General features: G+C 59.1%; 22 protein-coding genes and 1 tRNA gene. 10 read left to right on the forward strand and 13 right to left on the reverse strand.

Annotated features, from left to right (window positions below):
- The first annotated feature begins 142 nt into the window (after positions 1–142).
- Positions 143–490, forward strand: a complete 348-nt coding sequence (locus V9G17_18325; protein ID MEI2754553.1) for a hypothetical protein — start codon at positions 143–145, stop codon at positions 488–490.
- Between the two features lie 55 nt (positions 491–545).
- Here V9G17_18325 and V9G17_18330 read toward each other — a convergent pair whose 3' ends face one another.
- From V9G17_18330 to V9G17_18350, 5 genes are all read right to left on the reverse strand, one after another.
- Positions 546–839, reverse strand: coding sequence for an ATP-dependent Clp protease adaptor ClpS (locus V9G17_18330; protein ID MEI2754554.1), 294 nt, complete (start codon positions 837–839; stop codon positions 546–548).
- Between the two features lie 111 nt (positions 840–950).
- Positions 951–1,667 (reverse strand): hypothetical protein, encoded by a 717-nt coding sequence (locus tag V9G17_18335; protein MEI2754555.1) that lies wholly within the window; start codon positions 1,665–1,667, stop codon positions 951–953.
- Positions 1,668–1,767: 100 nt separating this feature from the next.
- Positions 1,768–1,965, reverse strand: a complete 198-nt coding sequence (locus tag V9G17_18340) for a hypothetical protein (protein ID MEI2754556.1) — start codon at positions 1,963–1,965, stop codon at positions 1,768–1,770.
- Between the two features lie 73 nt (positions 1,966–2,038).
- Positions 2,039–3,190, reverse strand: a complete 1,152-nt coding sequence (gene hemW / locus V9G17_18345) for a radical SAM family heme chaperone HemW (protein ID MEI2754557.1) — start codon at positions 3,188–3,190, stop codon at positions 2,039–2,041.
- Positions 3,191–3,203: 13 nt separating this feature from the next.
- Positions 3,204–3,458: a hypothetical protein gene (locus tag V9G17_18350; GenBank protein ID MEI2754558.1), complete on the reverse strand. Its 255-nt coding sequence runs from the start codon at positions 3,456–3,458 to the stop codon at positions 3,204–3,206.
- Positions 3,459–3,791: 333 nt separating this feature from the next.
- Here V9G17_18350 and V9G17_18355 point away from each other — a divergent pair, with 333 nt between their 5' ends.
- Positions 3,792–4,109, forward strand: a complete 318-nt coding sequence (locus V9G17_18355) for a hypothetical protein (GenBank protein ID MEI2754559.1) — start codon at positions 3,792–3,794, stop codon at positions 4,107–4,109.
- Positions 4,110–4,113: 4 nt separating this feature from the next.
- Entirely contained in the window at positions 4,114–4,803 is a 690-nt protein-coding gene (locus tag V9G17_18360; protein MEI2754560.1) for a hypothetical protein, read from the forward strand.
- An 11-nt stretch (positions 4,804–4,814) separates the two neighbouring features.
- On the opposite strand, the gene V9G17_18365 is transcribed toward V9G17_18360, so the two are convergent.
- The 4 genes from V9G17_18365 to V9G17_18380 form a co-directional block, all read right to left on the reverse strand.
- The gene (locus V9G17_18365; protein ID MEI2754561.1) at positions 4,815–5,450 is read right to left on the reverse strand and encodes a response regulator; all 636 of its coding nucleotides are present in this window, start codon (positions 5,448–5,450) and stop codon (positions 4,815–4,817) included.
- 38 nt (positions 5,451–5,488) lie between these two features.
- Positions 5,489–6,625 (reverse strand): response regulator, encoded by a 1,137-nt coding sequence (locus V9G17_18370; GenBank protein MEI2754562.1) that lies wholly within the window; start codon positions 6,623–6,625, stop codon positions 5,489–5,491.
- Between the two features lie 173 nt (positions 6,626–6,798).
- Entirely contained in the window at positions 6,799–7,689 is an 891-nt protein-coding gene (locus V9G17_18375) for a formylglycine-generating enzyme family protein (protein MEI2754563.1), read from the reverse strand.
- A 5-nt stretch (positions 7,690–7,694) separates the two neighbouring features.
- Positions 7,695–8,447, reverse strand: a complete 753-nt coding sequence (locus V9G17_18380; protein ID MEI2754564.1) for an iron-containing redox enzyme family protein — start codon at positions 8,445–8,447, stop codon at positions 7,695–7,697.
- 47 nt (positions 8,448–8,494) lie between these two features.
- Between V9G17_18380 and V9G17_18385 the strand changes: the two genes are divergently transcribed.
- The gene (locus V9G17_18385) at positions 8,495–8,779 is read left to right on the forward strand and encodes a hypothetical protein (protein ID MEI2754565.1); all 285 of its coding nucleotides are present in this window, start codon (positions 8,495–8,497) and stop codon (positions 8,777–8,779) included.
- A 228-nt stretch (positions 8,780–9,007) separates the two neighbouring features.
- Positions 9,008–9,274: a DUF2007 domain-containing protein gene (locus tag V9G17_18390; GenBank protein MEI2754566.1), complete on the forward strand. Its 267-nt coding sequence runs from the start codon at positions 9,008–9,010 to the stop codon at positions 9,272–9,274.
- Positions 9,275–9,376: 102 nt separating this feature from the next.
- Here V9G17_18390 and V9G17_18395 read toward each other — a convergent pair whose 3' ends face one another.
- Positions 9,377–9,829, reverse strand: a complete 453-nt coding sequence (locus V9G17_18395) for a hypothetical protein (protein ID MEI2754567.1) — start codon at positions 9,827–9,829, stop codon at positions 9,377–9,379.
- Between the two features lie 255 nt (positions 9,830–10,084).
- Here V9G17_18395 and V9G17_18400 point away from each other — a divergent pair, with 255 nt between their 5' ends.
- Positions 10,085–10,663 (forward strand): hypothetical protein, encoded by a 579-nt coding sequence (locus V9G17_18400; protein MEI2754568.1) that lies wholly within the window; start codon positions 10,085–10,087, stop codon positions 10,661–10,663.
- Positions 10,664–10,762: 99 nt separating this feature from the next.
- Here the strand turns inward: V9G17_18400 and V9G17_18405 are convergent, their stop codons facing one another.
- The gene (locus V9G17_18405; GenBank protein ID MEI2754569.1) at positions 10,763–11,542 is read right to left on the reverse strand and encodes a hypothetical protein; all 780 of its coding nucleotides are present in this window, start codon (positions 11,540–11,542) and stop codon (positions 10,763–10,765) included.
- 187 nt (positions 11,543–11,729) lie between these two features.
- On the opposite strand from V9G17_18405, the gene metH reads away from it, so the two are divergent.
- Entirely contained in the window at positions 11,730–15,413 is a 3,684-nt protein-coding gene (metH, locus tag V9G17_18410; protein ID MEI2754570.1) for a methionine synthase, read from the forward strand.
- 102 nt (positions 15,414–15,515) lie between these two features.
- Here the strand turns inward: metH and V9G17_18415 are convergent, their stop codons facing one another.
- Positions 15,516–16,013: a hypothetical protein gene (locus tag V9G17_18415; protein MEI2754571.1), complete on the reverse strand. Its 498-nt coding sequence runs from the start codon at positions 16,011–16,013 to the stop codon at positions 15,516–15,518.
- The gene (locus tag V9G17_18420) at positions 16,010–17,188 is read right to left on the reverse strand and encodes an HD domain-containing phosphohydrolase (protein ID MEI2754572.1); all 1,179 of its coding nucleotides are present in this window, start codon (positions 17,186–17,188) and stop codon (positions 16,010–16,012) included. The genes V9G17_18415 and V9G17_18420 overlap by 4 nt, the downstream gene beginning before the upstream one ends.
- A 463-nt stretch (positions 17,189–17,651) precedes the next feature.
- Between V9G17_18420 and rph the strand changes: the two genes are divergently transcribed.
- The 3 genes from rph to V9G17_18435 all read left to right on the forward strand — a co-directional run bounded on the left by rph (position 17,652) and on the right by V9G17_18435 (position 19,079).
- Positions 17,652–18,395, forward strand: coding sequence for a ribonuclease PH (gene rph, locus V9G17_18425; GenBank protein ID MEI2754573.1), 744 nt, complete (start codon positions 17,652–17,654; stop codon positions 18,393–18,395).
- Positions 18,396–18,397: 2 nt separating this feature from the next.
- On the forward strand, positions 18,398–19,012 hold the full coding sequence (locus V9G17_18430) for an XTP/dITP diphosphatase (protein MEI2754574.1): 615 nt from the start codon (positions 18,398–18,400) through the stop codon (positions 19,010–19,012).
- Positions 19,003–19,079 (forward strand) — tRNA-Pro (locus V9G17_18435). The genes V9G17_18430 and V9G17_18435 overlap by 10 nt, the downstream gene beginning before the upstream one ends.
- Positions 19,080–19,153 lie beyond the last annotated feature (74 nt).

A 19,153-nucleotide genomic window follows, 5' to 3' on the forward strand; every position in this document is an offset into this window, starting at 1 on the left:
GGCCGGCCCGTTAAAATTTCTCCCGGACAGCCGAGGTTTGTGTAGTACTGGCTAGGCCGAATCTGTTACACTGCGAGGCATTTCATCCGGCAATTTGGCGTAGTTGTGCAGTGAGTTTCGGGCATTCGTTGAAAGGAGCGCTATGGAGCGGCGAGCAGCGTCTCATACTGAAGAAGAAGAAATGAACCAACGGCGGCGGCTTTTGGGACTGGCGCGCAAGGGCGACCCCAAGGCCATCAGCAAGCTGTTCGAATTGTATCAGGTGCGTGTGCTGAACGGTGACATGCTCAGTAAGCTCAACAAGTCCTACTATAAGGCGGCGGCTGCGCAAGAACAAAAAGCCAGCCAGGCGAGCAGCAAACCGGCGAAAGTCGTCAAAAGTGCGCATGGTAGCGCCAAGAGCAGTCCGAAACCGTCCACCCCCCAGCCTGCAGCGGCCGGCAAGCCAAAACCTGCCAAGGCCACCGAGGCAAAGAAACGAGCCAAATAAATTCGGTCTGCGTCGAGGCCCTCGGCGCAGACCAGCCCGTGGCCCGGCGTCTTTTCTACTGCACTCCGACCCGCAATCCTCCGGCCGCCAGTTTCTTCCCGATCTCCTCCGCCGCCTTCCGCTCGCCCGAATAGACCGTCGCTTGGCCCTCATGATCGACGCGCCAGGCCAGTTCGAAGGCCCGGGATGAGTTCATTCCGGGAATACATTTGCAGAAGAGCGCGATGACCTGCTGATAGGTGTGGCAATCGCAGTTAAATACGATGACCCGTGCCTCGAGATCGTCGCCGGTGCCCACGTCGGTCGTGTCGAGGGCGTCAGGGGTCATGACAGGGGTGAGGGTGCTCATACGGTCGTCTCGCCAGGTGCAGAGTGTAGCAGGTGAGGTAGGGCGGAGTGCAACCGGAACCTATGACAGTGGTGCTGCGGTGTCACGATCCGTGCGGATGAGGAGGGGTGCTTACTCATGCAGCACGGATGTGACGGGCGACGAGACGGTTCCCACGTGTGTGCCGACATATTCGTGAGGAACGTCGATTCCCTCGCGGACCAGAGTTCGGCTCAGCAGCACATGGTGGGTGTGGGAGTCGGTGACCGGTATCAGGTGGTGTGCACGGGCGAGGCGAAGGGTGTAGACCTGCGCGGCGGTGGTCTTCAACAGGGCCAGACCATATTCAAATTGATAGGCCTCCTCCAGTGTCAGGGTCGGTTTTGCAAGGCGTTGCACGAGGGCACCGTTGTAGAGCGCGGTTGCGCGGTCCGGCTCAAGCAGTCGGAGCAACGCAGCCGGGCCTGGTACCAGCGACGATCCGATCCTCATTGCATGCGTCAGCTCGAACAGCCCGCGTTGAAAACGTCGATCGGTTCTGAGCCCCTCATGGAACAGGCTGCGCCAACGGGAATCGCTCAGGTCGCGATCGATGGCCGCCACGGCGGTGTCGTCTAATGGGCCGCTGACTGGATAGCCTTGCACCAGGCGGCCGCTCGCCACGAGCAAAGGGTGATCGTCACCCATACGATCTTGATAGGCCGTGAGTCCCATCATTGGAGAGAGACGGAGCGCCATGTAGTCGCGGAAATGGACGGTGTCGTACCGCGTGAGCAACAGCTCAAGGGTCTGTGGGGCACAGAGGTGGAACGGATGAAAAAGGGCGTTGCGGGAGGGCGAGGCGTTCATGAATGGTATCACAGTCAGAAAAGGGCGAGATCGGGTCGGTATGTGGTCGAGTGGCGACCGTGAATCGGCCGCATCGGTCGTTGTTCGTTGATGGGTTAGTTCACCAGGTATCCATATCGATGACTTCGGTCGCGTCCCAGAGGTTTTTCAATTCCGCGTCTGCAATGGCTTTTTCCCGATCGGCTTCGGTATCTTCTCCGAACTGCTTGGTCTGACTGCTGTCCTGGTCGGCGGCGGCCGCAGCCTGTTCGACGGACTGACGTCGGCGGCGCTTGCTGGGGTCCATGTTCACTGGCATGACGGAGGCCTCCTTTCAATGTCTCAGTCTCCCCTCTGTCGGGCACTGAAGTCAATGGGAGAAGGGGACAGTACTAGGCCTCCAGGCTTGCCAATAGAGCCACTGCGACAGTATCGGCATAGCGACGGCCTCTGGTGGTGAGTCTCACCCGCTCGCCTTGATATTCAAGTATGTCGTCGCGGATCAATTCGTCGACCTTTTGGGTCAATGCTGAATAGGCCAGCGCGCCCGTTTCTTTGAGCGGGACCCCTTCGGTCAGCCGGAGACCAAAGATCAGTCGTTCGCAGGCGTCGTCGGCTGCCGTGAGTTGTTCAGATTCTGTGACGGGGAAGGTGCCGTTTTGGAGCGAGGCCTTGTAGTCGCTCAGATCGCTCACGTTCCCAAACCGACGGCCCGCGACATAGGATTGCGCACTGGGACCCAGACCGAGGTAGTCTCCGCCGGTCCAGTGCAACTGATTGTGTCGGCTGGCAAATCCGGGACGACAATAGTTGGAAATTTCGTAGCGGGTAAAACCTGCTCGAGCCAGAACGTCCTCCGCCAGATCTTCCATCTCATTTTGTAGGGTCTCGTCAGGAGTAGGGACAGTGCCCCGCCGGATCGCCGTCTGCAAGGCGGTGCCGTCTTCAACCGTCAGGGCATAACAGGAGAGGTGAGTGGGCGCGAGCTCGACTATCTGGCGCAGCGAGGTTTCCCAACTGTCGATGGTTTGTCCGGGGAGGCCATACATGAGGTCGAGGTTCAGGTCGGTGAAGCCGGCCTTACGTGCAGCGGTCACCATCTGTACGGTGCTCATCGGACTGCCGGGGCGTCCGACTCGATCCAATTCGAGCTGACTCATGGATTCGGCGCCGAAACTCACCCGCGTGAATCCGGCTTGGCGGAGGTGCGACAGGCTGTCCTGGGTCACTGATTCCGGGTGGGCTTCGACGGTGACTTCAGCCTCTTCGTGAAGGCCGAACATCTCTCTCGCCGCCGACAGGACGGTGGCAAGTTGCTGGGAGGACAGGGTCGTGGGCGTGCCCCCGCCGAAGTAGACCGATTGCAACGGTTCCGATCCAAAGAGCCGTTGCTCGCTGTAGAGGCGCAGTTCGGTCAGCAGGGAACCTAGAAAGTCTTCTGCGGCGCGTGCGTGATGGATTTCGAGATAGAAGGCGCAGAAGTGGCAGCGCTGGTGGCAGAAGGGCACGTGAATGTAGAGGCCGCGGCCGGTCGCCTGACGCATGGCGTTCGTTCGGTTAGGGGGCGGGTGAAAAATCACGGGTCATCGCGACTTCAATTTCTTCCGTCGGCGATTTTCCGCGATTGCGGACATGCGCCTTCCACGCGGGATATTCTCTCAACGTCTCGAACAGATTCTTGATGAGCATCGGCTTGATCTGCAGCTCCCATTCGCGAAGCCAGGCCTGTTCATCATGCGGGCCTTCATAGTCGTCCGGGAATTGCGCTTCGAGACTGATTCGAAAAACAAACGATTTATCTTCTGACCACATCGGTGGACTCCCATCGGCTGATGATTGCGAACTGGATCCGACCTTACTTATAATATTTTAAATCTCAAGGAGTACAGCACCATGCCCATATTTGAGTACGTCTGTAAGGAATGCAACCATCGGTTCGAACTGTTGGTCCGGGGCGACGTTGTGCCGGCCTGTCCTGCCTGCAAGGGCACGGGGCTGGACAAGCAATTTTCCGCCTTCGGCGTCGGCGCAACCGGCGGATGGCCCGTCACCTCCAGCTCTGGCGGTGGGTGTGGCTCCTGTGGAGATCCTCGCGGCCCCGGTTCTTGTTCGATGAACTAATTAATTCACAGGATCATACTCATCATGGACGAGCAGGAAGCACAGGTGCGTCGTGCGATCGGGACACTGTTACAGTCGGACCCGTTGATCAAGTTGTTGCAGGAAGTCAGGCTGGGAAGAATGAAAGCCACCGACCCCGGTCTGCGGGCGGTGACCGAATCCTGGATCGGTGTCTATGCGCAGGTCTTGAAATCCCAGCCAGTGCCGGCAGCCTCGTTACCCCGCTTGGATCCTTCACCACGGCTGCAAGTCCTGGTTGATATGGGCGTATTGTCGTGGGACCATCCGGCCACAAAAGACCTTCGCGAGTTGTTTCAAAAGGTGGCGGTGTCTGCCGCCTGAGTCCATGAGTGGCTTCGACAGACGGGTTCGCCTCGCGGTTGCCCTCCTGCTGTTGGGGTGCCTGGTTCCCGTCACCACGTGGGCGGAAGAAGCGTCTGGAGTTCGGCCGTTGCGCAAAGAGATGGCGGCTGCTCTGGCGGACTTTCCCGCTCACACGCATCGTCTCCTCGATCCTCAATCGATTGAACAGTTTCTTGTGGAGCTGGATGGCACGCCACCCGATTGGGCCACGGTCTATGGGCAGGGGCACCATGATCCGTGGCACGATGAGCGACTGTTCGCGTTGAACCGCGAACGCGATGCCACGCGTGAAGGGAAAGCACCGCTACAATGGCTGATTGCCTGTGTCTGGCTTGGCGAACTGTCCGGGTTCGATGAGCAGGAGGGCGGATTTCATGTGGTGCTAGGGCCGAAGTTCAACCAGACCGGATGGGGCGAGGTGCGGTTCAAGTATGAGGATCTGCCGTCGCCGCTCATCGCGTTGGCCGGCGAGGATACGGCCGCTCTCAGGGTGCAAGCTCGGCAGGGAAGGCCTGTTCCTGTTTCGGTGCTGATGCTCGGTCGACTGATTCCGGAGGAGTCGTTGATCTACGATTTTTCCCACGAAGTAGAAGGGCGGGGCCTGATCATGCCGGTGGTGCGCGTTGAGGCGGTGGAGTTTGTGTTGGAGGTCGGAGAGGAACGGCGTCCGTGACGGGGACGTCGTTACTTCAGGTGAGGATAGGCCTGATGCAGACAGGTCTCGCAGACGGCCTCGGTGACTCTGGTGCGGGCCTGCCGGCGTAGGTAGTCTTCCACGCGTTGCCAATAGGAACCGTCGCTCTTCACACGTTTGCACTTGGCGCAGATGTGGATCGTACCATGGAGCGTGGTCATCTGCTCGAAGGCATGGTCGAGTTCTTTGGTCCGCTCCAGGAGTTCCTGCTCGCGAAGTTTTCTGGCATCGATTTCCTGTTTCAAGCTGAGCGCATTGGCCACCCGGGCGATCAGCTCAGCCGGGATGACCGGCTTGCGAATATAGTCCGTGGCGCCGGCTGTATAGGCGGCTTGAATATCCTTCGATTCCGTATGCGCCGTAATGACGATGATAGGAAGCCCCTGTAACGACTCCTCCATCCGGATGCGCTGACACGCTTCCAGTCCATCGATCTCCGGCATTTCGAGGTCCATCAACACTAAGTCGATTCCACTGGTCTGCTTTCCACGTTTTCCGACCCCGAGGAGTTGCAGCCCCTCCCGCGCGGTGCCGACCGGGAGGAGCGGGCCGAATCCTGCGCTCTGCAGAATGGTGTGGAGCAGATCCCGCTCTTCCTGGAAGTCGTCGATGATCAGAATGCTCATGTTCCCTCTGTTCCTCCGAAGGGGCTCCTGAAATTGTTTTAGGCGGCTTGATCGACTCCGGCGAGGATGGTCGCCAGTCCGTCGAGTTCCCGCCGAATCGCCTGATGATCCTTGGATCGAGCCGCCTGTTCCAGTCGTTGTCCGAGCGCCCCGATGTCGGCAAACCCGAATGAGCCTGCGAGGCCTCTCATGCGGTGTCCAGTGGTTCGAATCGTCTCATAGTCTTCCTGAATCAGGGCGGTCTGCATCAGGGTGAGATCCTTGCGGCGATTGGCGAGAAAGGCCGGCCGGCGTCGCCGGAGTTCGTCGTCGATGCGCTCTGCCACCTCGGAAGACTTCTGAGTGTGCGCTGCCGTTGTGTCGCACGCCGGAGCAGGCAGGCGGTATTTACGCAAGGTGGTGAACAATTGTGCCTTGGTAATGGGTTTAGTCAGGAATTCCGTGCAGCCAGCCGCCAGGCTCTGTGCCTGCATGTCAGCAGCACTGCTCGCGGTCAGTGCCACGATCGGGGTCGGGGGGCGCTTCTGAGAGGCTTCCCATTCGCGCATCGTGCGGGTGGCGGTGAAGCCGTCCATTCCGGGCAGGTGCAGGTCGATGAGGACGATGTCGAATCGACCTGCCTGGAAACTCTCGACGGCTTGCTCGCCATTCGATGCGAGCTCCAGGTCGTACGGCGTATTCCGGAGATAGAATCCCATCAGTGTGTGCGATTCAATGGAATCGTCGACCAGTAACATGCGGGCGTTCTGTGTTTCCGGCGCAGGCGGCAGGACCGGCTGCGCCGGTTGGGAGGCAGACTCCGGCACCTGGCGAAGTGTCGATCCCGGTACTGTGAAGTGACTCCTCTCGCCCAGGCGACAGCCGGCCGGCTGTCGCTCGAGCTGATAGGTGAGGATCCATAGACCAAGGAGACCGATCGCGCGACCGGCCAGCACGTTCGTCGCTTCGTCGGCTGGGAGTGGTGCGAGGCCTCCGGCCGCAATCAACAGCGACCATACTCCCACGGCATATAGGAACATGTGTCGTGGATAGAGGCGCGAAACCGGAATAGGTAGCAATAAATACGGAAGCCAGGTGGCCAGCCTGAATTCAGATGTCAGTTCGATGAGGAAAATGAGGACTGTCAGCAGGACGAGGATGCCGGTCGTCGTGAAGCTGCGGGTGTGGAGTCTCATGGTACGGTGTTCGAACGATCGGCATTCGGCGAAGCGATGATGCGGCGCGCGTATCTGCAGTATAGCGGCCATTGTGTAGGGTACCTAGGATCTCTTCAAATTTGAGCAGGCAGAACAGGGGAGAAACGGAGCCCTCGGCATGCGACATGACCCGGCGGCGGGAGAGAGCCCGATCAGTAGGCATCTCGGGCACAACGGAACCCGGTTCCCGACGGACGGCTATCCATCGTTCCCCAGTCGCGGTCGGTCGTGCGGAGGCTGATTGCCGGTTTGAGCCAGGAACCTCCGCGCATGGCCTTGATGGCCCCGCGTTCAGGACCCTGTGGATCGGTGAGCGGCGCCGCGCGGTAGTAGTTGGGGTTGTACCAGTCCTGCACCCATTCGGCAGCGTTACCCGCCATATCCAAGGCTCCATAGGGGCTGGCGCCGCCCAGAAAACTGCCCACCGGCAAGGTTAGGATTTCGCCCTTGAGTCCCTTCTCCTTCGAGATCGCTGCGCCGACACCTTTAACCCAGAACGCGTCCCACTCCGTGCTATCGGCGAACTGCACCGTGTGACGGGCCCAGTAGCTCGCACTGTTGCTGTGCTCGAAGGTCCATTCGTTGCCCCAGGGGTAGGTGCGCCCGTCTGTTCCCCGTGCCGCTTTTTCCCATTCCGCTTCAGTCGGCAAACGTTTGTTCGCCCAGCGGCAGAAGGCGACGGCATCCAACCAACTGACATTGACGACGGGATGTGCCTCGATGCCGGGCAGAGGGACGTTGCGCTCCCACAACGTCAAGGCCGGGGCGGAGTTGGCAGGTGCCTGATGCCCGGTGGCCTGTACGAATTCTTGATAGGCGGCGTTAGTTACCTCGTAGCGATCGAGCCAGAATGCACTGAGGTAGACGAGTCGTAGCGGGCGCTCATCCGGAAGGCCCCCGCTTTCCTCGCTCGCCCCCATCCGAAACTCACCAGCCGGGACGAGCACCATGTCGTCAACCAGAGGCGCCCCGAGAGCGAATGGCTGATAGCCGATGATCAGAAAGAGGCAGAGTGTCAGAAGCCGCACAGGAGCCAGTCTCATCCAGGTTAGGCCTTCTTCAGCTTGCAGGCTTTGGCAATGCTGTCGCGGTAGGCCATCCACAAGGCGAGGCCTTTGGTCACGCAGGCCAGCACGGCGTTTTGTTGGCTTCGGGTCTCGGCGTAATTGACGACCATGGTATACGCATCCTGTCGATGACCTGCCTCCACCTTCTGGTGGGCGCGAATCAAATCCATATGCTGTCGGCCGATCCCATGGTGACGAATCAGGGGATGGGCGTCGATATAGGCTTCAATCTCGGCCTCGGTTTTCGGCTTGGATGGAGCCTGGATCTCCTGCCGGTCCTTGATACTGCCCTCGACAAACACGGCGAGGGCGGCTGCGCCCACCACCCAGTCGCGACTGGCCGTGACCTTTTCCAGCCACCTCCGATACCGCATACTGGCCGGGAGGAGTTTTGCTTTGCGAAACGTCTCACCGTCGAAGCCCAGACCGCGCATCATCTCGTTGAAGAGTTCCGGATGGGAGCGGCCGAAGGAGAGTCCGCCGGTATCTTCCTCATAAATATTCTCGGCTAACATGCGTCGCACGTCGGGAGGCGGGTTCTGCCCATGTACGCGGGCGAGCAGGACAGGGAAGTCGCGAACGTAGACCAGGAACTCCTGTTGATAATGGAGTTTTAGCTGGGTTTTTGAGATTCCCGGTCCCATGATGATCGGCCAGGCCCAGTGGTGTTTGCGGTCCATAATCGCCAACAGCTGCTCGAGAAATTTCGTACGGGTCAATCTCTTGTGTGTCATGCCTTGCCTTCCTTCTTTCTCACTGGCTACAATCAGCCACCGATCAGATGAAGCCTATCACGATTCAAGACTCCGACCAGATTCTCAACTTCCTTGCCGAAGTGGCCCTGCATGGCAAGGGGTTTACCACCGACTGCCTGCTGGATTATGTCCTGGACGAAGGATTTACCGAGCCGATCTATCTGAATGCCTCAGGCGAGGATCCGGATGCCTTCTATAAGGATCAGCCACAGGCCTGGGCGATCTACCAAGTCCGCGAGTGGAAACGCGTGCTGACCGTATCCGGGGGCGCCGGGAAGGAACGGCGCGTGCAGATCACGGAAACCCCGTAAGTCGTTTCTATTGGGCCGTCGGCTCCTGCCATCCGATGGATGCTTCTCGCCTCACGCGTAGGTGAGAGGGCCGACCTGATGAAAGGCGCAACACTCACTCGTGAGTCAGTGTATTGACCAACCAACAGAATTGCAACGAATCGCGCACTGTCAGCCGCTCGGCCTGCCGCCTCCAGACAAGCCTGATCGGAATGTGGCTTCGAACTGCGAATCGGGAGACCGCCCGTCATGTCAAAACAGCACCCTGAGAGTTCCACGAAGCTGGTGACCCTGTGCGAATCGGGCGACGTCGGTGAGTTGGCGTTGATCAAGAGCCTGCTCGACGGCAATGGAATCACCTACGCCGTGCAGCACGAACATATCGGGGCATTGTACCCAGGGGTGGCGCTGTTGGGGAGCCGGGTGATGGTGGAGGAGCGCGACAAGCAGCGAGCCGAGGTGTTGATCAGCCGCCTTGCCCTACAGATTCGCGATACGACTGAGGAACTAGGCTAACCGCCCACCTCGATCCTGCCGAGCCAGACTCTTTTCCCATGGGGGACGGTTGAGAGGGTGACTGTTCCAAGAACGACGCGGGTGGGTGCCTGTAATGCGTGTCTAGGGGTGCCCCTTCGGTTTGACCGGCTCAGGCGCAGTGGGGAGGGGGAGCCGCACATCCGATCCTGAAAAATGCCCGCCGATCAACGTGCCTTCCTCGAAATATAAGTAGCGGTGTTTCACGACCGCCGGACTTTCCCAATCTTCGAAAATCCATTCTTCACGCCGCAATCCGTCGCTGGTGTGCGTCACATTCATCGTATTCGGGGATCCCCAGGACTCGAGGACCTGTTTACGGTCCATGCCGACCATCACGCGGTGGCTTTCGATGTGTTTCGAGAAGTCCGGATCCAGCCAGCCCGGCACGAAACGAAACGCGATCAGGGCGACCACGAATAATCCAAGGAACGTATAGATAATGATCCGGACCGGCCGCTGGCGGATGAACGGCGTCGGTTCCACCGCCGGGGGGAGGGACGAAACGGGAGCTGCAGAGGTCGTCTGATCGGTCACAATGATCCTTCCGTCATCGAATGGGCAAGACTGGTCGCAGTGCTCCTGCATGCTAAACAATCGTTTTTCGGTCCGTCAAGGGAGGGGGAACCATCTGGCGCAAGAACCACCCTTTCTGGCCCCTTTGGGGAGACCTGCTATGCTTGAAGGAGGTCTGTTGGAGGGCATACGATGAGGATATGGCTCTGCACGAGGGGGCGATGTCGGGATTGGGTGGTGATGATGGGCTTCTGCTTGCTGTGCCAGGGCGGGGGTATGGCACAGGCAGGGCCGCTTTATGTGTACACCGACGGGCAGGGCCAAGCCGTCTTGACGGACAATCTGCAGCAAGTGCCGGCGGAGTTTCGCGGCCGCGTGCGGACAATGGCCAACGGGGAGGTGCCTGGAAGCGGTGCGCAGCCGGCCAGTGATGGGACCACCCTCAGCAGGTCCGCGGCCTCTCAAGGGGTGATCGGCGATATTCTTACCCTCGTGGCGGCGAAGGTTGGATCGCGGCAAATCAAGGGGTTCACAGCCTATCAAACCGCCGTAGTCATGGTCGCCGGCTTCTGCGGATTGACGCTGCTTGTGTTGATCTTTCTCAGTTCGAATCCCGCCGTACGGCTGCTCTGCAAATGTTCTCTGGTGCTGGTCGGTGTCGCGGCGGTCTATCATTTTGCCGTGGTAGGGTCATCCCCGATCGGGATCATCGCCGGCGCCTCTCAGCCGGGTTCGGAGCAGCAGGCCATGGACAATGTGATGGGGAAGATGAAGAGCAAGACCGAGCACAGTTATCGTACACAAGATGCCCGCACGGCCAGCCAGTTAGAGCAGATCGAACCGTCCGCCCCGTAACTCACCGCCGGCAGGGTGACGGTTCATGCGATACCATAAATGTGTCATCCGGTCGATGTTCGCGGTGAGGCGTGAGCGAGCAGAGCTGCTCGGACCGACTCAATCGGCGTATTTCGGCAGCGGAATCTTTTTCACAGTCGGCGGCGGCGGCGGCTGTTGTGCGAAGGCCTTGGAGTAGGGGTTGAGGACCGGTTCGTGGGTATTGCGCTGGCGAAGCTTCACCAGCGGAAGACTCTGAGTACTGATTTCGAGACGGTCGATCGGAGCTTTAACCGTCAAGGGTTCGGGCAGTCCCTGCAGGGCAAACATTTGGAAGGTGAGTGACCAATCCAGTGCTTCCTTCCCCTTTTCCCGCACAAGAAAACGCGCCTCAGGAGAGGGACTCCCAGAAAAAAAGAGCAGCATGATGTTGGATCGGAAGACCGGCGCCGCCGCCTCTTCTGAAGGTTTGAACTCCGGCACAAGTTGGGGAATCTTGCTCAAGGAGACCGGTGGCGTGAATTCGATATCAACGAGACGCACAAACAGCGGCCGTTGGTCGTTGTGGTCGTTCGGGTCGAAGGTATAGCTGAATGAATAGCGCACGTCGATGCCCTCACGCTTGAAGGTGTAGACATCTTCTCCGTTTTCCGGCGAGACGACCTTCTTGAAGTACTGATCCCAATCGTTGATCGGGTAATACGTGAAGACGCGCAGCGCGGACTTGCGGTCACGGACCGCCTGTGGCAAGCCCAGCTTTTCGTGCAGTTCGGTCTGGGTGAGTCCGAGGTAGCCGTCGTCGAAATAGGGGCCTGCCCACAGGGGATCGAGCCCCGACAGGGCGATACTGATGCAGCATACGCAAAGGGCCAACAGGCGGGAGACTGTCTGATGCGCCATAGGATTGTCTCAGGCTCGGGCAGACAATGGTGGGCATCGTATCGGCCAGGGTAGTCAATGTCAAGGCAGAGTCTTTGCAACAGCTTGCTGAAAAAAGTCCGTTCCCGATATGATGGCCGTTCCATTGCCAGCCATTGACGCAGTCGGTACACACCCGACGCCCGATGGCAGAAAGACATAGGTAGTCATGCCGGTACATGAAGTTCGAGACCTCCTGCGAGAACGCATCCTCATCCTGGACGGTGCCATGGGCACCATGATTCAGCGTTATAAGCTGGACGAAGCCGCGTTTCGCGGAGAGCGTTTTCGAAACTGGAACAAAGATCTCAAGGGACACAACGACCTCCTGAATGTGACCCGGCCGGATGTCATTGAAGCCATTCACCGGCAGTACCTTGAAGCCGGGGCGGATATCATCGAGACCAATACGTTTAACTCGCAGTCCGTGTCGTTGGCCGATTACGGCATGGACGACCTGGGATATGAGTTGTCGAAAGCCGGAGCCGAATGCGCCAAGCGAGCCGTGGCACAGGTCGTCGCGGCGCAGCCCGCGCGGCGCTGTTTCGTAGCGGGGGCGATCGGCCCCACCACCAAAACCTCCTCTGTCTCGACCGATTCGAACGATGCGGCGGCACGCGGGACGACGTATCCCGACTTGGTGCGAGCCTATGGCGAGCAGGTGCGCGGGTTGCTGGATGGCGGCGTGGATCTGCTCCTGGTCGAGACGATTTTCGACACGCTCAACGCCAAGGCGGCATTTTTTGCTATTCAACAGCTGTTTGCGGAAGGGGCCAGGCAGGTGCCGATCATGGCCTCGGTTACCTTCATTCAAGCCGGGAGCAATCGCGGGTTTTCAGGGCAGACGGTCGAAGGATTCTGGAATTCCATCTCGCATGTGCCGCTGCTCAGCGTCGGTATGAACTGCGCATTGGGGCCGAAGGAAATGCGTCCCCTGATCGAAGAACTCTCGCAGATCGCGCCGATTTTTGTGAGTAGCCATCCGAATGCCGGATTGCCGAATCCGTTGCTGCCGACAGGGTTTCCCGAAACGCCGGACTCCTTGGCGCCGCAGTTGCGTGAGTGGGCCCAGAACGGTTGGTTGAATATCGTCGGCGGCTGTTGCGGGACGACGCCTGACCATATCCGCTCCATCGCGCTGGCCGTGAACGGCGTGACGCCGCGGCATCCGTCCAAGGTCGAGTCCTATTTGCGCCTGAGCGGCCTGGAAGCCTTGACGGTACGGCCTGAGTCCAACTTCGTCAATGTCGGGGAGCGTACCAATATTACCGGCTCACCGGCCTTTTCGAAGCTCATCCTGGCCGGTGACTATGACAAGGCGCTGACCGTCGCGCGTCAGCAGGTGGAGGGCGGGGCGCAGGTCATCGACATCAATATGGACGAGGGTATGTTGGATTCCAAAGCGGCGATGCAGAAGTTTCTGCGGCTGCTGGCGGCGGAGTCGGACATTGCCCGCGTGCCGATCATGGTGGACAGCTCCAAGTGGGAGGTCATCGAAGAAGGCCTTCGCAACCTGCAGGGGAAGGGCATCGTCAATTCCATCAGCCTGAAGGAAGGCGAGGCGAAGTTTCTCGAGCAGGCGCGGCTCATCCGCCGGTACGGGGCGGCCATCGTGGTCATGGCGTTCGATGAACGGGGCCAGGCCGACTCGGTGGCGCGACGGATCGAGATTTGTGAGCGGTCCTATCGCTTACTGACGGAACAGGTTGGAGTGCCGCCGCAGGATATTATTTTCGATCCCAACATCCTCACGGTTGCGACCGGCCTTGAAGAACACAACAACTACGCGGTCGATTTCATCGAAGCCACCCGTTGGATCAAGCAGCACTTGCCGCTGGCGAAGGTCAGCGGCGGCGTCAGCAATATTTCGTTCTCGTTCCGCGGCAATAACGTTGTGCGCGAGGCGATGCATGCCGCGTTCCTCTACCATGCCATTCAGGCCGGTCTCGATATGGGTATCGTCAATGCGGGACAGCTGGCTGTGTATGAGGAGATTCCCAAAGATCTGCTGACGCTGGTCGAGGACGTGTTGTTGAATCGACGGCCGGACGCCACGGAGCGGCTGGTGACCTTTGCCGATACGGTCAAGCAGAAGGGCAAGACGGCGGTCAAGGACGATGAGTGGCGCACGAGACCGGTCGAGGAGCGCCTGGCTCATGCGCTCGTGAAGGGTCTGACGGATTACATCGATCAGGATGTGGAGGAAGCGCGGCAAAAATCCACCCGGCCGCTCGACGTGATCGAGGGTCCGTTGATGGCCGGGATGAACATCGTGGGCGATCTGTTCGGATCGGGAAAAATGTTTTTGCCCCAAGTCGTGAAGAGTGCTCGAGTCATGAAGAAGGCCGTGGCCTATCTCATGCCGTTTATGGAAGCGGAAAAATTACGCTTGGGCACCTCACGGGCGAACGGCAAGGTGCTGCTCGCGACGGTCAAGGGCGATGTGCACGATATCGGCAAGAACATCGTGGGCGTGGTGTTGGGATGCAACAACTATGAAGTCATCGATCTTGGCGTGATGGTGTCTTGCGAAAAGATTTTGGCGACGGCCCGCGAGCAACAGGTGGATATGGTCGGCCTCAGCGGGTTGATCACCCCCTCGTTGGATGAAATGGTGCATGTGGCCAAGGAGATGACGCGGCAAGGATTCACGATGCCGTTGCTCATCGGCGGGGCCACCACCAGCAAAGCGCACACGGCGGTGAAGATTGCGCCCTCCTACGGTCATGCGACGGTGCATGTGCTCGACGCATCGCGGGCCGTCGGTGTCGTGGGGAGTTTGATCAATGACGAGCAGCGGGGGAGTTTCTCGGCCGGTGTTCGCGCCGACTACGATCGCATCCGTCAGGCGCATCAGGATCGTGGCTCGAAGACCCTGCGCAGCCTGGAAGAAGCTCGGAAGCGCAGGCTGGCGACCGAGTGGGCCACGGTCGATATTCCAACGCCGTCGTTCATCGGCCTGCGTCAGATCGATCGGATGCCCTTGCGGGAGTTGGTGCCGTACATCGATTGGTCGCCGTTTTTTCATACGTGGGAGTTGCGCGGCCGGTATCCGTCGATTCTGGACGATGCAACGGTGGGGCCGAAGGCCAAGGAACTGCTGGCCGATGCGCAGGCCTTATTGGAAGAAATCATCCAGGGTGATCTGCTGACGGCCCGCGGCGTCTACGGATTTTTTCCAGCCAATAGCACGGGTGATGATATTCAGCTGTATCGGGATCAGGATCGGCGTGAGGTGCTCGCCACCTTCCACACGCTCCGGCAACAGATGGAGAAGCCGGCCGATCAGTTCAACCTCGCGCTTGCGGACTATGTTGCGCCCAAGGACTCGGGACGTGCCGACTACGTGGGGGCATTTGTGGTCACGGCCGGCATCGGCGTGCCGGCGCTCTGTGCGAAGTACGAGAATGACCATGACGATTACAATTCCATCATGGTCAAGGCCCTGGCGGATCGGCTGGCGGAGGCCTTTGCTGAATGGCTCCATCAGCAGGCGCGGGTCGAATGGGGATATGGCAAGACCGAAGTGCTGACAACTGAGGACATGATTCGCGAGCGGTACCGCGGGATCCGTCCGGCTCCGGGTTATCCGGCTTGTCCGGATCACACGGAGAAGCGAACGCTCTTTGATCTCCTCAAGGCCGAGGCTCAGTCGGGGGTGACGCTGACCGAATCCTATGCCATGCTGCCTGCCGCTGCGGTCAGCGGCTTGTATTTTGCGCATCCGGAGGCGAAGTATTTCGCCGTGGGCAAGATCAATCGCGATCAGGTGGAGGATTATGCCACGCGCAAGAACCTGCCGGTCGGCGAAGTGGAACGGTGGTTGTCTCCCAATCTGAACTACGATGCGTAATTGCGAAGAACCGAAGGCAGATAGCTTGTGGCGGGCAGAAGGGACGAGGAAGGATCCGGCCTCTAGGCTATCAGCCATCAGCCATACGCTCTTCTGCGTGAATCAGTTTTTGACGGCTTCAAGGGGCGAGGGAAGAGTCGGGGAGACGGGTATGCCTGCGGTCACACTTGTGAGTGCGGTCTTAAGCCAGTGATAGCGTTCCTCCGCCCAGGTATTGAAGTCTTCTGAATTCTCAAACACCAGTTCCCAGGCTTTGGCGGCATCCAACAGTAAGAGCTGGTGCGGCTGATTCTGTCCCGGGAAATACACCACCAGCACCGCCGATTTGCCGGTGAGGCTGATATCCGTAAAGACGTGGATCATGGCGGCGGCGGGGAGCGGGACATCGCGCGTGGCGGCCTCGACCAGCGGTTGATACAGACGATGGAGCAAGTGCGTGGTGTCCTCATAGGGGCAGGCGGTTCGCAGGAGCCGCGGATTGGGTTTGTCACCGAACAGATTATCGGTCAGATAGGTGGCGGCTTCCCACGTCGGCATCATGCCGGACGAGGCGAGGTTCTCGCACAGGTAGGCGATCCAATTACGGGATGTGTGGGTCATAACACCTCCCCCTGGTCCTGGGTGATGATCCGGTGCCGGGAGGTAGAGAGCCAAGTCGGATCGGAAAATTGATTGTAAATGCGTGTAATCTCGTCCATCGAATCGAAGAAGATATCCAGCAGCTCCGGATCGAAGTGGGTACCTCGCTCGTTGAGCATCAGCTCCTTTGCGTGATCGAAATCATACGCCGGCTTGTAGACGCGCTGGGTGGTCAAGGCATCGAAGTTATCGGCGATGGCGGTGATCCGACCCTCGAGCGGAATCGTGTCGCCTTTCAGTCCGCGCGGGTAGCCGGTGCCGTCGAAGCGCTCGTGGTGGGTCCAGGCGATGAGGGCGGCGATCTTCAAGAGCTCCGAATCCGACCCGGCCAGAATTCTATAGCCGATTTCCGTATGTTGAGTGATCACCTTGAATTCTTCGGGTGTGAACTTGCCGGGCTTGAGCAGCACATGGTCGGGGGTGCCGATCTTGCCGATGTCGTGCATGGGGCTGGCGGTCCGGATCAGGTCACAGCGGTCCGGCGAAAGCCCGTAGCGACGCGCCAGCAGTTCGCAGTACTGGCTCATGCGTTGAATATGCTGCGCGGTTGAACTATCGCGGTATTCGGCGGCGATGGCGAGCCGTTGAATGGTTTCTTCACGGGAAAGGCGTAATTCCTTCTCGCTCCGTTCCAGCCACTCCAGTGCCTGCTGAAGCGCAATCGTCCTGGTCCGGACGACTTCCTCCAGATTCTCCCGATGCATGGCGTTTTCGATCTCCAGCCTGCGCCGTCGCAAGGCGTTTGCCACGTTAATCAGGACTTCGTTCGCCTCGAAGGGTTTGATGACGTAGCCGAACGCACCCATGTCCAAGGCGGCGTTCGCGAGAACGGGGCTGTCGAGGCCCGTAATCATGATAACGGCGGTCGTGGGATATTGGGTCAGGATGTGGCGAATGAGATCCATGCCGGACTCGCCCGGCATGTTCACATCGCACAGTACCAGAGCGTAGTCGCCGGTCTCCATCCGCTGCCTGGCCTCACGGGCCTCCCCTGCCAGGGCTACTTTGTAGCCATGGGGTTCGAGCAGGTAGCCGAGCAGTCGGCGGATAGGCTCCTCATCATCCACAATCAGGATATTGCGGTTTTCCAGGATGGCTTGTTGGGTGGTGACTTCGGTGACGCTGGAAAGGCTCATAAGACTCGCCGGGTTAAGGTCATTATGGTGGTAGCTCAGGGATAGAGTCAGTATCGGTCGTTGCCTGTAAAGTCTGAAGTGCGTGATTGAATTCAGGAGGTTTGCACCTTTTATGCCATCTACGCTGCTGTGGGACTTGTCCTTCGGTGACGCTCGCCGGTCGCTGTATAGATGCTGAGAACTGTTGTCATCATGGAACGGAATGCGCGGGGAAACCCTGTCAGGCCGTTGGAGCGAGCTGTCAAGTCTGACGCTGATCCGTTGGGTTTCGAGTCTCCGGGGTTTCTTTCGGTCGCTGGAGCCTGTGCTATGAGGCTAAATTATACAGGGGGCTTCGTTGATTACCAGCTGAAACGCCGTTTGAGAAAACGACGATTTGTCGCGCGGTCGGATTTGCTCTTTGAGGTCCTGTTCACTATAATCCGCTCCTTTGGATTGGCTGTGCAGGAAGGAGTGCGACTCAATGGGGAGCGGAGCAGGGCTCGGTCGAATCGATGGCCGTCGGAGGGATCAAATCCGACCGGTCAAGGTCACGCGCGGTTTTACAAAACATGCCGAAGGCTCCGTCCTGATCGAAATGGGGGACACGAAGGTCATCTGCACGGCGTCGATTGAAGAAAAGGTGCCACCGTTTCTGAAGGGAAAAGGCACCGGCTGGGTCACCGCCGAATATGCCATGCTGCCTCGGGCTACGCACGATCGTTCACCCCGGGAATCCGTCAAGGGCAAGCAGGGCGGCCGCACACTGGAGATTCAGCGGTTGGTCGGACGCGCCCTCCGTGCCGTGATTGATACGGGTCGCCTGGGCGAACGCACCATCTGGATCGATTGTGATGTGATTCAGGCCGACGGAGGAACCCGCACCGCATCTATTACCGGCTCATTTATTGCTCTCGCGGATGCCGTCGCAGTGCTCAGAAAGAAGGAGCTGATCAAGGTCAATCCGTTGACCGACTACCTGGCGGCCATCAGCATCGGCAAGGTCGGGGGGCAGGTCATGGTCGATCTGGCCTATGAAGAAGACTCGCATGCCGAGGTGGATTTGAATCTGGTGATGACCGGCGCCGGACAATATGTCGAAGTACAGGGAACGGCTGAAAAAACGCCGTTCAATAAAAAAGACATGGATGAGTTTCTGGATCTCGGGTGGGGAGCGATCCGCGAATTGGTCGAGTTGCAAAAATCGTTGATCGGTTCGCTGAGCTAACCATGCAGATTGTGCTGGCAACCAGGAATCAACATAAGAAGCAGGAGCTGGTTGCCCTGTTAGGCGGCATGGATATTTCCATCCGGACACTCGATGAGTTTCCCGACGCTCCCGATGTGGTTGAAGACGGCGAGACCTGTGAAGCCAACGCGATGAAAAAAGCCGTCGAAATTGCCCGATACACGGGGTTGCCCGCAGTGGCCGATGATACCGGGCTGGAAGTCGATGCCCTTGGCGGTCGCCCGGGTGTTTTTGCGGCACGGTACGCCGGGGAACAGGCCACCTACGAAGACAATTGCCGGAAGTTATTGCACGAGCTGCAGGGCGTGCCTGCCGAACAGCGAGGAGCTCGCTTTGTGACCGTGGCGGCGATTGCGTTTCCTGCCGGCAAGACGCTCTCGACCAAGGGAGTGCTCGAAGGAATGATTGCCGAAGAGGCGGTGGGCTCCCGTGGCTTCGGGTATGACCCGGTCTTCGTCCTGCCGGAGTATCATCAGACGCTGGCTCAGTTGTCGCCGGATGTGAAAAATCGAATCAGCCATCGGGCCCGTGCCTTTACTCAGGCCAAGACTCTGCTCGCGCAGATGATGGCGGAACAGAACTCAGTCGGGGCGTAGCGCAGCTCGGTAGCGCGCCTGGTTTGGGACCAGGATGTCGGAGGTTCAAATCCTCTCGCCCCGACCAAATACACCTGCAGCATCCCGCCCGTAGATCAGTCGTCTCATAGTTCAGGCGGATAGAAGCAGCAGCCTGTTACG

It is taken from the genome of Nitrospira sp., assembly GCA_037045225.1.
Classification (GTDB): Bacteria; Nitrospirota; Nitrospiria; order Nitrospirales; family Nitrospiraceae; genus Nitrospira_A.